15 protein-coding genes are annotated in these 12965 nt (G+C 61.0%); 5 read left to right on the top strand and 10 right to left on the bottom strand.

Annotation, left to right across the window (positions count from 1 at the left end):
- Positions 1–98 precede the first annotated feature (98 nt).
- The 7 genes from trmD to regB form a co-directional block, all read right to left on the bottom strand.
- Positions 99–905, bottom strand: a complete 807-nt coding sequence (gene trmD, locus ACTIE1_RS08010; protein WP_439561995.1) for a tRNA (guanosine(37)-N1)-methyltransferase TrmD — start codon at positions 903–905, stop codon at positions 99–101.
- The gene (gene rimM / locus ACTIE1_RS08005; protein WP_439561994.1) at positions 902–1411 is read right to left on the bottom strand and encodes a ribosome maturation factor RimM; all 510 of its coding nucleotides are present in this window, start codon (positions 1409–1411) and stop codon (positions 902–904) included. Before rimM ends, trmD begins: the two co-directional genes overlap by 4 nt.
- Positions 1412–1504: 93 nt before the next feature.
- Positions 1505–1858: a 30S ribosomal protein S16 gene (gene rpsP / locus ACTIE1_RS08000; protein WP_439561993.1), complete on the bottom strand. Its 354-nt coding sequence runs from the start codon at positions 1856–1858 to the stop codon at positions 1505–1507.
- A 53-nt stretch (positions 1859–1911) separates the two neighbouring features.
- Positions 1912–2208: a chorismate mutase gene (locus tag ACTIE1_RS07995; RefSeq protein ID WP_439561992.1), complete on the bottom strand. Its 297-nt coding sequence runs from the start codon at positions 2206–2208 to the stop codon at positions 1912–1914.
- Complete coding sequence (locus tag ACTIE1_RS07990) at positions 2205–2768, bottom strand: GNAT family N-acetyltransferase (RefSeq protein WP_439561991.1); 564 nt, start codon at positions 2766–2768, stop codon at positions 2205–2207. The genes ACTIE1_RS07995 and ACTIE1_RS07990 overlap by 4 nt, the downstream gene beginning before the upstream one ends.
- Positions 2765–4255 carry a signal recognition particle protein gene (gene ffh, locus ACTIE1_RS07985; protein WP_439561990.1) on the bottom strand — a complete coding sequence of 497 codons (1491 nt, stop codon included), beginning with the start codon at positions 4253–4255 and terminating at the stop codon, positions 2765–2767. Before ffh ends, ACTIE1_RS07990 begins: the two co-directional genes overlap by 4 nt.
- 224 nt (positions 4256–4479) lie before the next feature.
- The gene (regB, locus tag ACTIE1_RS07980) at positions 4480–5868 is read right to left on the bottom strand and encodes a sensor histidine kinase RegB (RefSeq protein WP_439561989.1); all 1389 of its coding nucleotides are present in this window, start codon (positions 5866–5868) and stop codon (positions 4480–4482) included.
- A gap of 114 nt (positions 5869–5982) precedes the next feature.
- On the opposite strand from regB, the gene ACTIE1_RS07975 reads away from it, so the two are divergent.
- The 3 genes from ACTIE1_RS07975 (at position 5983) to ACTIE1_RS07965 (ending at position 7658) form a co-directional block, all read left to right on the top strand.
- The gene (locus ACTIE1_RS07975; RefSeq protein ID WP_439561988.1) at positions 5983–6603 is read left to right on the top strand and encodes an SCO family protein; all 621 of its coding nucleotides are present in this window, start codon (positions 5983–5985) and stop codon (positions 6601–6603) included.
- A gap of 70 nt (positions 6604–6673) precedes the next feature.
- Positions 6674–7231 carry an ActR/PrrA/RegA family redox response regulator transcription factor gene (locus ACTIE1_RS07970; RefSeq protein ID WP_439561987.1) on the top strand — a complete coding sequence of 186 codons (558 nt, stop codon included), beginning with the start codon at positions 6674–6676 and terminating at the stop codon, positions 7229–7231.
- A 55-nt stretch (positions 7232–7286) separates the two neighbouring features.
- The gene (locus ACTIE1_RS07965) at positions 7287–7658 is read left to right on the top strand and encodes a hypothetical protein (RefSeq protein ID WP_439561986.1); all 372 of its coding nucleotides are present in this window, start codon (positions 7287–7289) and stop codon (positions 7656–7658) included.
- 39 nt (positions 7659–7697) lie between these two features.
- Here ACTIE1_RS07965 and ACTIE1_RS07960 read toward each other — a convergent pair whose 3' ends face one another.
- The 3 genes from ACTIE1_RS07960 to clpS are packed head-to-tail and all read right to left on the bottom strand — an operon-like array spanning position 7698 to position 9937.
- Positions 7698–8519: an SDR family NAD(P)-dependent oxidoreductase gene (locus ACTIE1_RS07960; RefSeq protein ID WP_439561985.1), complete on the bottom strand. Its 822-nt coding sequence runs from the start codon at positions 8517–8519 to the stop codon at positions 7698–7700.
- A gap of 1 nt (position 8520) precedes the next feature.
- Positions 8521–9597, bottom strand: a complete 1077-nt coding sequence (locus tag ACTIE1_RS07955) for a class I SAM-dependent methyltransferase (RefSeq protein WP_439563331.1) — start codon at positions 9595–9597, stop codon at positions 8521–8523.
- 13 nt (positions 9598–9610) lie between these two features.
- Positions 9611–9937, bottom strand: coding sequence for an ATP-dependent Clp protease adapter ClpS (gene clpS / locus ACTIE1_RS07950; protein WP_439561983.1), 327 nt, complete (start codon positions 9935–9937; stop codon positions 9611–9613).
- Positions 9938–10054: 117 nt separating this feature from the next.
- On the opposite strand from clpS, the gene ACTIE1_RS07945 reads away from it, so the two are divergent.
- Both ACTIE1_RS07945 and ACTIE1_RS07940 read left to right on the top strand, forming a co-directional pair.
- Positions 10055–10759: an HAD family hydrolase gene (locus ACTIE1_RS07945; RefSeq protein WP_439561982.1), complete on the top strand. Its 705-nt coding sequence runs from the start codon at positions 10055–10057 to the stop codon at positions 10757–10759.
- Positions 10760–10941: 182 nt separating this feature from the next.
- Entirely contained in the window at positions 10942–12960 is a 2019-nt protein-coding gene (locus tag ACTIE1_RS07940; RefSeq protein WP_439561981.1) for a serine hydrolase, read from the top strand.
- Positions 12961–12965: the final 5 nt, after the last annotated feature.

Below are 12965 nucleotides of genomic sequence, written 5' to 3'. Positions count from 1 at the left end.
TATTCCGGACCTGCCAGACAAGGCGGTGGTGGGTCCGGATATGCGCACTTGGATAAAGCCCGCGCCAATGGTGCGCAGGGGACTGACGATGGCGCGGTTTACCCCTTGTCCGCCTTGTGCTGACGCGCCAGCCATGCGGCCCATAAATCCGGTCTGCGCGCCTGCGTCAGCTGTTCTGACTGACTCTGCCGCCAGCGGGCAATTTCGGCATGATTGCCGGATTGCAGCACAGGCGGAATGCCAAGCCCCTGCCATTCGGCGGGTCGGGTGTATTGCGGGTGTTCCAGCAAACCGCGCGCAAAACTCTCATCCTCGACCGATGCGGCATTGCCCAGAACATCAGGCAACAGCCGCACTGTGGCGTCAATCATGGCCTGCGCGGCCAACTCACCGCCGGTCAGGACGAAATCCCCAAGGCTGACTTCCTCGATCCCGAAATAGTCGATCACACGCTGGTCGATCCCTTCAAACCGCCCACAAATCAGCGTCACGCCAGGGCCATCTGCCCAACGCCGCGCTGTGGCCTGCGTGAAGGGTGCGCCACGCGGCGACAGATACACCAGCGGGGCGTCATTGCGCCCGCGCTGCGCCTGAGCGATCGCCCGCCCCAGCACATCGGCACGCAGGACCATGCCTGCCCCGCCGCCCGCAGGCGTATCATCCACATTGCGGTGCTTGCCATCGCCAAACAGGCGCAGATCAATGGTATCCAACCCCCAAAGCCCCGCCTTCAGCGCCTTGCCCGTCAGTGACAGCCCCAGCACACCGGGAAATGCTTCGGGAAACAGGGTTATGACGCGCGCCTGCCAAGCCTGCGCCAGCGGACGCGGTGCATCCAGATCGCGCGGACTAAGCGAGGGCGTCACCGCAATGCGGCCCGCTGCGCGCCTTGGCCGGTCGGTCATTCAATCAAACCTTCGGGCGGGTCGGCAATGATCCGGCGGCTTGCCAGATCAACCGTCGGCACGGCCGCTTGTGTAAACGGCAACAGGATCGCGCCCTTGCGCCCCGGTGCCACAATTTCCAACAGATCCGATGCGCCATGGTTCAACACGGCCTTAACGCGGCCCAGTTCGGCACCGCCAGTGTCAAACACCTGCAGGCCAATCAGGTCGGCGTGATAGAATTCGTCATCGGGCAGATTCGCCAGACGGTCACGGTCCACAAACAACCGCACACCGCGCAGGGCATCAGCCGCGTCGCGGCTGTTCACCCCGCCCAACCGCGCGGAAAACCCTTGGGCCACCTGCGCGCCAAGCGTCAATGTGAACTGTCGCGCGCCATCTTCTGACCAAAGCGGGCTGTAATCCCCAATCGCGCGGGGATCGGCACAAAAACTTTTCAGCCGCACCTCGCCGCGCACCCCATAGGCGCCCATGATCGCCCCGACACAAATTCGCGCTTTGCTCATGTTGCTTTCATCTTGCCCAAAATAATCGCCGGGGGGGATTGCCCGCAAACAGCGGGCAATAGGGGGGCGGCAAGCCCCCCAGCTTTCGCCAGATTACTCTGCCGCAGCTTCTTCGGTCTTGGAAGCTTTTTCAGCAGCACGCTCCAGCGCTTTCTTGCCGGGCTGGGCTTTCTTCATATTGGCGCGGGTGGCCTTCTCTCGCAGGCCTGCGGCTTCCAGAAAGCGCGCAACGCGGTCGGTGGGTTGTGCGCCCTGATCCAGCCAATGCTTCACGCGGTCCAGATCCATCTTGATGCGGTCTTCGCTGTCTTTGGGCAGCAGCGGGTTATAGGTGCCCAGCTTTTCCAGAAAGCGGCCATCGCGCGGCATGCGCGAATCGGATGCGACAATCGCGTAATGGGGGCGCTTTTTGGACCCACCACGGGCCAGGCGGATTTTCGTTGCCATGTCAGTTTCTCCTTATGAGTAGGCAGTCGCGGGAATATCCCGCAAATTCAGTGTCAGCGTTGCATTCCCTCGTGGTGACGGATCACTTCCGAGATGATGAAATTCAGGAATTTCTTGGCGAATTCCGGGTCGAGATCGGCCTCTTTGGCCAACCATTCCAGCCGTTCAATCTGGCGCTCTTCGCGCGCAGGGTCGGACGGGGGAAGATCATGCTGCGCCTTCAATCGGCCAACAGCTTGCGTGTGTTTGAACCGCTCGCCCAGCGTATAGACAAGGATCGCATCCAGCCGGTCGATGCTGTCGCGGTGGTTGGCCAGAAGGTCAGCGGCGCGTTGAACGTGGTCACTCATGCATAGGCCCTTGCGTTGCCGTCATTATCCCTGCGCGTGACCGGATGCCGCCAGACCTGAACTGTTGCAAGTCCATCGGGGGCCACGGCCGCTTCGTCATGCACGCATCCCAGCCGTTGCGCCAGCGCAAGGCTGCGCAGATTGTCGGGCGCGATGTAGCTGACAGCGGTATCCCACCCCATATGATCCTGCACATGGTCACGAATGGCGCTGAGCGCTTCAAAGGCATAGCCCTTGCCCTCGGCCTGCGGGGTCCACAGCAACCAGCCCAGTTCCCGTTCTGGCCAGCCCAGCGGAAACCACGGCCCCGCAGACCCGAGAGTCGCGCCAGATTGCCGGTCGGTGATAACGAACTGGCCAAACCCGTGCAGCACCCAATGCCCAATGAAATGGCCAAACGCACGCCATGCCGCGCTGTCATCGCGCGCCAGCGCATTCACGAATTGCGCACGGTCTGACGCCATGAATTCGCGCCAGACCGGCCAGTCTGCGGCCTGCGGCGCGCGCAACACCAGTCGCGCGGTTTCCAGAACAGGGGTATGGGCCAGTGCGGGGGTCATTTCTTCCGGAACATCCCTGACAGCCCGCCGGGCAAACCACCCCCAGCGCCGCCCATTCCGGGCATGCCACCCAGTTGGCGTGCGGCCTGTTGCATCAGTTTGGGGTCCATCTGGCTGGGGTCTGGCATCGCGTCCGCGCCTTTGCCCTTGCCCATCATTCCCGCCATGGCTTGTTTCAGCATGCCCTTCTTGCCCATGGTTTTCATCATGTCGGCCATCTGGCGGTGCTGTTTCAGCAGTTTGTTCAGGTCCGACACTTCAAGCCCTGCGCCGGCGGCAATACGTTTCTTGCGGCTGGCTTGCAGGATTGCGGGGTTTGCGCGTTCCTTCTTGGTCATGGAATTGACCAGCGCAATCTGGCGTTTCAGCATGGAATCGTCAAAACCTGCCGCTTCGGCGGCCTTGGACATTTTGCCCATGCCCGGCATCATGCCCATGACGCCCTGCATGCCGCCCATTTTCAGCATCTGTTCCAGCTGCATTTTCAGGTCGTTCATGTTGAACATACCCTTCTGGAACCGCTTCATCATGCGTTCGGCCTGTTCGACCTCCAGCACTTCCTGCGCTTTTTCCACAAGGGCCACGATATCGCCCATGCCCAGGATCCGGCCTGCCACGCGCTTGGGGTCGAACACTTCCAGCGCATCGGTCTTTTCGCCCAACCCCACAAAGCGGATGGGCTTGCCGGTAACGGCGCGCATCGACAATGCCGCACCGCCGCGCCCGTCGCCGTCCATGCGTGTCAGCACAACGCCGGTCACGCCCAGTTTGCCGTCAAATTCGGCTGCCACGTTGACCGCGTCCTGACCTGTCAGGCCATCAACAACCAGCAGGGTTTCGCGCGGGTTGGCGACATCGCGCACAGCCTGCACTTCGTCCATCAGCACATCATCGATATGCAGACGCCCTGCGGTATCCAGCAAGAACACGTCATAGCCGCCCAGCGTGGCCTGTTGTTTTGCGCGTTTGGCGATTTCGACCGCGCTTTGCCCCTTGACGATGGGCAGCGTATCAACCCCGATCTGGGTGCCAAGGATGGCCAGCTGTTCCATCGCGGCGGGGCGGTTCGTGTCAAGGCTGGCCATCAGCACGCGCTTGCCCTCGCGTTCGGTCAGGCGGCGGGCCAGTTTTGCGGTGGTCGTGGTTTTACCCGACCCCTGCAAGCCCACCATCAGCACCGGCGCAGGCGGATTGTCGATTTTCAGGGCCACCGTGCCTTCGTCGCCTTCCAGCATGGCGATCAGTTCGTCATGGACGATCTTGACCACCTGCTGGCCCGGTGTCACCGATTTGGTGACTGACGCGCCGGTGGCCTTTTTCTGCACACGCTTGATAAAATCGCGGGTCACAGACAGGGAAACGTCGGCTTCCAGCAGGGCCACACGCACTTCCCGCAGGGCGGCGCGCACATCATCTTCGGACAACGCGCCCTGTTTTGTCAGGCGGTCAAAGACACCGGACAGGCGTTCGGACAGATTCTCGAACATGCGCGTCATCTCCTTGCCCCGGCGGGGCTGCAACCAAATGCCCGCGAAGGGCCACAAAGCACAATTGCACCCACGGGCGCAACGCGCTGGTGGATGGCGATCTTTGCCCACAGGCAAAGACCGGAAGCGTTCAAACTTCCGGAATCACCTGCCCGTTTATGCACAGACAGGCATGGAGTCAAGCCTTTCAGCGCCGGGGCTGGGCCTTGGGCCGTCCCGCAATACTAGGCCCGAATTTCAAGGTTGGGGCCAAGCCCTTCGGACATATCTGCGGCGACCGCCGAAAGCGGCCAGCGAATTTCGATCAGTGCACCATGCAGTTCGGGCGCCTGCGGCAAGGTCTTGACCGATCCGTCGCAATTCATGAAATCCAGCCTTGCGCCTGTGCGTTCCAACAATGTCTTGGCAATGAAGGTGCCCAAGCCCATACCGTCATATTCGGGACGCCGCTTGCTGCGGGCAGGGTCACGCCGGCGCCCGATGAACGGCTCTCCGATACTGGCCAGCACCTGCGCAGGAAACCCCGCCCCGTCATCAATGATGTGCAATGTCAGGGTTTGGGGGGTCCAGCGCGCATCGATCCACACTTCGCTCTGCGCGAAATCAACCGCATTCTGGATCAGGTTGCGCAACCCGTGAATGATTTCAGGGCGGCGCAGGATCTGCGGCTGGGCGTCCGGCGCACCGCCTTCGGCCGTAAGCAGGAAATGCACCTGCTTGCCACGGTTGCAATGCGGCTCGGCGGCTTCACGCAGGACCGTTTCCAGCGGCGCGCGATGCATATGGGTGTCATCCTTGCCGCTGCGGCCCATGGCGCGCAAGATATCGCGGCAACGGTCCACCTCGCTTGCCAGAAGGCGCACATCATCCAGCAGGTCGGGGCGGTCGCTCAGCTCGTCCGCCAGCTCGGAACTGACCAGCTTGATGGTGGCCAGTGGCGTGCCCAGCTCATGCGCGGTTGCCGCAACCACGCCGCCCAGATCGGTCAGCTTCTGTTCGCGCGACAAGGCCATCTGTGCCGCCAGCAGCGCATCTGCCATCGATTCCGATTCTGCCGCGACACGGTGGGCATAGAACGCCTGAAACACCACGCCGATGACGATTGCCGCCCAGAAGCCGAAGCTCAGGATCGGGGGCACAACAAGAATGGTGCCATCCGTGAACCGAAGCGGCTGATAGGCCATACTGACCAGCGTAATCAGCCCTATCGCCACCAGCGCAAGCATCATCGTCGAACGCGGCGGCAGTGCCATGGCGGAAACGGCGACCGGGGCCATGATCAGCAGTGCGAACGGGTTGGTGATGCCGCCTGCCAGATACAGCAAGCAGCCCAGTTGCGCGATATCGAACAGGAATGTCAGCGATGCCTCTACATCCGACAACCGCTTGGTGGGCGGGAACAGGAACAGCGCCAGCAGGATGGATACGGCCGACGCCGCAATCACCAATGCCACCAACCCCATGTCGAACCGGAAATCGAACACGGCAACTGCCAGCAGGAACGCGCCCACCTGCCCGACAAGTGCAAGGGCGCGCACATAGGTCAAGGTGCGCAACCGCACCCATTCGCCGCGGTTTTCCTGACTGATCTCGCCAAAAGTGGACGCTTTCATTGGGGGTTCCTTCCGGGCGGCGGGGCTTGATGTCACAGTTGCGGGATAAGGGATTGTTAGGCCGCGCGCATTGCGGCATCAAGTCACCAATATCCCCAAGCTGGAGAGGGTGCGATGATTCGCCTGTATTCACTTATTGCCGCCGGACTGATTGCCGCCTTGATGGGGGGGCTTGGCTATATGGTTCTGACAGGGTCAAATCAGGCCGGTCTGAACCAATGCCGTGAAACGTCGATTGCCGGGGGTGCAGGGTCTATTGGCGGGCCGTTCGAACTGGTTGACCACACAGGGCGCACCGTCACGGATGCCGATTTCGCGGATCGTCCGGTCCTGCTGTATTTCGGCTATACATTTTGTCCCGATGTCTGCCCGCTGGATACAGCGCGCAATGCGCAGGCGGTCGATCTGCTTACTGAACGCGGCTATGACGTGACGCCGGTTTTTGTATCGGTGGACCACCAGCGCGACACGCAGGAATTGCTGGCCGAGTTTGTGCGCTTCATGCACCCGAGCATGATCGGCCTGACCGGCACCGAAGAACAGATTCGCAATGCCGCGCGTGCCTATCGCGTGTATTATGCTGCACAGGAAAGCGATGATGAGTTCTTCCTGATCGATCACTCGACCTTCAGCTACCTGATGCTGCCCGAACACGGTTTTGTCGATATCATCCGCCGCGACCAATCCCCAGAACAGGTTGCAGACACACTGGCCTGCTTTATTGATAACGCCTGACAGGTGCGGTTGAGTTTGACCTTTTCGGTTGCGCGCCCTAAATGTCGAGGACAGGCAAGCGGGTGTGAGAATGGAAGACAGCGTTAAGATTGACCTTGGACCGGACCCATCGTTGTTATTGGTCGATGATGACGAAGTGTTCCTGAAACGCCTGTCACGCGCCATGGAAAAACGCGGGTTTCAGGTGGAAACCGCGACGTCTGTTGTCGCTGGCAAAGTGATCGCCAAGGCCCGCCCGCCCGCCTATGCCGTGGTCGATCTGCGACTTGAGGACGGGAACGGGCTGGATGTGGTCGAAGCGCTGCGTGCTGCGCGCGACGATGTGCGCGTCGTGGTGCTTACAGGCTATGGCGCGATTGCAACGGCTGTGGCCGCCGTCAAGATCGGCGCGACCGATTACCTGTCGAAACCCGCTGATGCAAATGACGTGCTGCGCGCCCTGCTGTCCCAGCCCGATGACGAATTGCCTGAAATACCCGACAATCCCATGTCGGCGGACCGCGTCCGTTGGGAACATATCCAGCGTGTTTATGAACAATGCGACCGCAACGTGTCCGAAACCGCACGCAGGTTAAGTATGCACCGCCGGACATTGCAGCGCATCCTTGCCAAACGATCGCCACGGTGACAGGGTGAAGCGGGGCGCGGAACCGGGTGCGCCCGTCGACCGGAAAAACCGAACCATGCGCAATCTTATCCTGTTTGCAGCCATTCCAGCCCTGATCGCCGCCTGTGGCACACCGCAGGACCGGTGCGTGCGCGCGGCACAGGCCGATTTGCGCGCAATCGATGAACAAATTGCCGATGTGGAAACCGCGCTTGAACAAGGGTTCCGCGTCCTGCCCGCCCAAGAGGGGGTAACGCGCCTTAGGCTATGTGCATGGCCGCGTGAACCTGTGCTGTTTTGTACCGAATCCATTCAGCGCCCACGATCAGAGTCGCGCGAAGCGATTGACCGGCAGGCGGAACAAGCGCGCTTGCAGCAACTGCGCCGGACGCGTGCGGAACTGGTGGTCCAAACCGCTGACCGCGTGGCCGCCTGCAGGTTGCCCTGATGGCGTTCCAAGCCTTGAAATAAGGTCGCCGGGCGTTGATCAATGCGCGGGAACCGACACAGGGTCCATCAATGTGCGCCCGCCATCAATCGTAATGATCTGGCCTGTCATGAAGGCCGCCGCATCCGACGCAAGGAATTGCACAGCTTCTGCGGCCTCGGATGCGGCACCGATCCGGCGCATGGGGGTTTGCTGCACAATCCGGTCGCGGTAATCTTCGTTGCAGCTTATCTTCTCTTTCAGGTTCGCACTCATGACGCTGCCAAGGGCGACACCATTCACGCGAATACGTTGCCCCGCAAGCGCGACGGCCATTGCCCGTGTCATTTGGTCCAAGGCCGCGCTGGCAATAGAATAGGCCATAAGTTCCGGCTGTGACCGGCGGGCCGCAATCGACGACAGGTTTATGATGGACCCGATCGCATTGCGGCCGTTTCCGCCTGCACCGCCATCCCCATCAGCTTGGGCCAACATGCGCTTTGCCGCCAGCTGGCTAAGTTTCAGACTTGCCAGAAGGTTCTGCTGCAAGGATTGCTCGACCGCATCGCTCTGGTCATCCAGCGGGTCAGAGGGGGCGCATTGTCGTGTTGCATTGACCAGAATATCGACCTTGTCAAAAGCATCAACCGTGGCGGATAACAGATTGGCCAGCGTCAGGCGCTCTCGTAAATCGCCGGCGAAGAATATCGCATGCTCGTCCGACCCCGACATCTTTGCAACTTCGGCTTTCAGCTTGACCTCGTCACGGTCGGCCAGAACAACGCGCGCGCCCTGCGCAACGAAATGATGCGCGATTGCCAGACCCACACCATTTGCTGCGCCGGTGATGATTGCTGTCTTGCCTGCGATAGAATAGCTCATCCTAGGTGCCTTTCTTAGCGCCGGCGGCGGGCGGGACACCCCTGGCTGCGCCGACGCGCTTCGGGGCGGTTGCCTGCCAGACACGGAACGCGCCGTTTTCCACCACAATCTCGACTTGTGTGAACGCGGCCGCCAATGCCCCTTCATAGGGTAAATGCCGATTCGCAACCATCCACAACCGCCCGCGCGGGGCCAGAAGGCGCGCGGCTGCCGAAATAAACGCCAATCCCAGTTCCGGCTGTGCCTTGCGGCCAGTATGAAAAGGCGGGTTCATGACCACCCCGTCCATGCGGGCGGGCAGGTCAATCTGTGTCGCGTCAGCCCAATGAAACTGCGCGCGGGTATCTGTGATATTGCGTCGCGCAAGGTCCAGTGCGGTGGAGTCCGCCTCGATCAGGTGCAGGGTTTCCACACCGCTGCGCGCCAGCACGGCTGCCGATAGATAGCCCCACCCCGCGCCAAGGTCCGCCATCGTCGCGGGCAACGTATCCGGCAACGCCTGCGCCAGCATTTGCGATGCAGGATCAACCGCATCCGCGGAAAACACACCGGCGATTGTGTGGAATTGCCCCAGATAAGGATCGGATATCGTGGCCGGACATAACGCCAGATCGGACAGGTCCGCACCGCGCGGGTCGAACCAGAACAGTTTTCCATGCGCTTTTGACACGACACCCGACACATCAACACGGCTGCGCAGGGCCTTCAGGACCGAATCAATACCATCGGTTTTCTGCCCGTCCACCAGCACCAGTTCAGTGTCAGGCGCACCAGCGGCCTGCGCAATCAACCCGAAGGCTTCCGCCTTCGAGCGCGGCAGGCACACCAGAACCGCAGGCGCAGGGCGCGCGGCGATGGCAACATCATAACCGGCGGCCAGAAGCGCGTCATGGTCGGGGCGGAACCCCTGCACCATGTGCAAGCGGGACATTTCCAGCGGATCAAACCGTTCGGACGCACGCGGGCGAAGCACACAAACCGGCCCGTCAGGCAGAACCAGCCCCTCGGCCATGGCAAGGGTCAGGCGCGCATCGCGCGGGGCCGGATCAGCGGCAAGGACAGGGGGGGTATATGTCATGGGCGCGCGGCGCCTATTCCTTTTCCAGCGTGCATTGCAGCGGGTGTTGATGACGGCGCGCAAAATCCATCACTTGCGCGACTTTGGTTTCCGCCACCTCATAGGAGAAGACGCCGACAACGGCCACCCCTTTCTTGTGAACGGTCAGCATGATGTCGAAGGCCATCGCGTGCGACATGCCGAAAAAGCGTTCCAGAACATGGACGACAAATTCCATCGGCGTAAAATCGTCATTTAGCAGCATGACCTTGTACATGGGCGGGCGCTGGGTGCGGGTCCGTGTCTTGGTGACGACGGCCCCGTCATTGTCCGGTCCGTTCGGGTCGTCGCTGTTTGTCATGATCGGAACATGGCGCATACGGGGATTAGGCCTTTTCAGTGCTGGATGACGCGATTACTGCGCAATATAACGCAACTGCGCCCACAGAAAAGCCCCGAAGCCACGAGACAGGACAAGATGACCCGTATCACCACCCTTGGTTTCGATGCAGATGACACATTGTGGCACAATGAACGCTTCTTCCGGCTGACACAGCAGCATTTTGCAAACCTTCTGGCAGATTACACCGACAAGGACACCCTGATGGCCCGCCTGCTGGAGGCAGAGCGCCGCAACCTTGGGCAATACGGGTTCGGGATCAAGGGGTTTGTCCTGTCGATGATCGAAACCGCAATCGAGGTTACAGAAGAACGCGTGCCCGCATCTGTTATTGCGCAACTGTTAGCCGCCGGGCAGGACATGCTGCGTCACCCGATTGAATTGCTGCCCGACGTCGAGGCCACGATTGCCGTGCTTGCGCCTTCGCATAAGCTGGTCCTTATTACCAAGGGCGACCTGCTGGATCAGGAACGCAAACTTGCCCAATCCGGACTGGGAGAGATGTTCGATGCGGTCGAAATTGTGTCCCACAAAACGCCGCAGGCCTATGCCGGTATTTTCGCGCGCCACGGCGACGGCGCCGAGGCTGCGTTGATGGTAGGAAATTCCATGCGGTCGGATGTCATTCCGCCCATTCTGGCGGGGGGATGGGGGGTTTATGTCCCACATGGTCTGGTTTGGGAAATCGAATATGCCGAACCGCCCCTGACACATCCGCGCTACCGCAGCTTGCCCAGCCTTGGTGCCTTGCCTGACCTGCTTGGCTGGATCGACGGCTGCTAAGGCCATCACACCGAAATCTGGTGCCATAGGACGGCATACCCACTAGACCTGCCCTGAAAACACATGAAGTTTAGGGAAAAACCTATTGAATTTTCATACTTTTCTGACGGTCCGCATCGTGCTAATATATTTCCAGAGCAGTTAGACCGCAAAAAAACCGCGGCGAAAACAAAGGCAATCGGATGCAGGCACGATTCGGGCGGCAGATCCGTCACGTTTGGGTATGGTTAATTTTCCTGACAGGCTATCTGGTCGCAGCCCCTGCACTTGCGGCCCCTTATGCCGCTATGGTGATGGACGCGCGAAATGGCGAAGTCATATTCGCCCGCAATCACGACACCAAACTGCACCCCGCATCCCTGACCAAAATGATGACGCTGTATGTCGCGTTCGAGGCCGTGAAACATGGCGAAGTAACGCTGGACACCATGTTCACAACCAGCCGCCGTGCCACACAACAGACCTGTGTTTGTCTGGGCCTGCGCGAAGGGCAGAAAATTTCCCTGCGCCACCTGATCCGCGCGGCAGCACTTCGTTCTGCCAATGACGCCTCGGTGGTCATTGCCGAAGGGATTTCCGGTTCGGTCGAGGCATTCGCCGACCGCATGACCGCGACCGCGCGTGCCATGGGCATGTCCAACACCACATTCAAGAACCCCCACGGCCTGACACAAGCGGGCCATGTGTCCACCGCGCGCGACATGACCATTCTGGGCCGCCAGCTGTATTTCGACTATCCGCAATACTTCAACATCTTCTCGCGCCGCAGTGACAATGCGGGGGTGGCCACTGTGCCCAACACCAACCGGCGCTTTCTGGATGCCTATTCGGGCGCGAATGGAATCAAGACAGGATACACCCGCGCCGCAGGGTTCAACCTGACCGCATCTGCGGAACGTGGCGGCAAGCATATCATTGCAACCATGTTTGGCGGGTCGTCAACGGCGGCGCGCAATGCACATGTCGCAGAATTGCTGGATATCGGGTTCAACCGCGCCGGTGCGCGCGTGGCAACCCGCGCACCCGCCACACCGGCCTATCGCGGGCGCGGCGCGGTTGCCGTGGCCCAAGCGCCTGACAGCAGTGGTGACAGGCCTGCATCCGCACGCACGATCCGGTTGCAAACCGCCGTGCGCAGCAGCCCGCGCCCGCCCGTACGCCCTGTCCGCGAACCTGCACCGGAAATGCTGATTGCCCTGCGTGATGGCGTGGAAGCTGCGGTTTCCCAGATCGCGGCCGCCAGCCCGGCAGATGCGGTCCAGAACGCCCCCGAAGTTGACGAAAACAGCACCACAATGGCCCTTGCTGCCTTGGCGCCCGACACACCGACGGTCACCCCGCCTGCTCGCCCTGAGGAGTTTGGCGCGACCCCCGATCTGACCGAAGAAACCGATCTGGCCACGGACATGACTACCCCCACAGAAGAGCCGGACCTTGCGGCAGCACAGGCAGCGGGGTTTTCCATCGCACATATTGATGATCTGGCCGCGCTGGAACAAGAAGCCACAGCACCCGAGGCGCAAGCCGAAACAGAAATGGCATTCGTGGATGCACCGCCCGCGCGCCCCGAGACACTACAAAACGCAGAGCCAGTGATGCAGGCACTTGCATCGTCAGAGGAGGTCGGGACAGACACCGCGCCGGAAAAAATCTGGATCGGGGCGGCTGAAACGGTGCTGCTGACCGATATGACAAGCGAATATGCTGCAGCCATTCTGGATGACACGATCAGCACTGGCACAGGCGGGGCCCCGCAAATTCTGGCGCAGGACAGCCTGCCCCCCCCTTCTGCAACGCAGACTGCCGCAGAAACAGCGCAACCGCAACCGCGCCCGACAATCATCCTGACAAGTGCGGCCCAACCGGGCGACGATGCGCAAGCCCTTGCAACCGCAGCCGTCAGCGAAGCCAGCGCCGCCGTGACCAGCGACCCCGAAATCATAAGTCGCGTGTCCACGTCGGATGGCGGACGGCTTTGGGGTGTATCACTTGGGGAATTCAACTCTCGCAACGCGGCAGAGCGTGGTATCATTACAGTGAAGATGGCCGAAGCCGCCGCATTGGGCAACGGGATCAGCCGCATTCGCCAGACAAGCGGCCGGTTCGAGGCCAGTTTCGCCGGACTGACCGCAACCGAAGCCGAACGCGCCTGTTTGCGCCTGTCCGCACGCGGGATGGATTGCACAATCGCGCATCCATGAAGATG

This window comes from Roseinatronobacter sp. (assembly GCF_051859525.1).
Lineage (GTDB): Bacteria > Pseudomonadota > Alphaproteobacteria > Rhodobacterales > Rhodobacteraceae > Roseinatronobacter.
The sequence above is the reverse complement of the archived record's forward strand: the minus strand, read 5'-3'. Positions and strand labels throughout refer to the sequence as shown.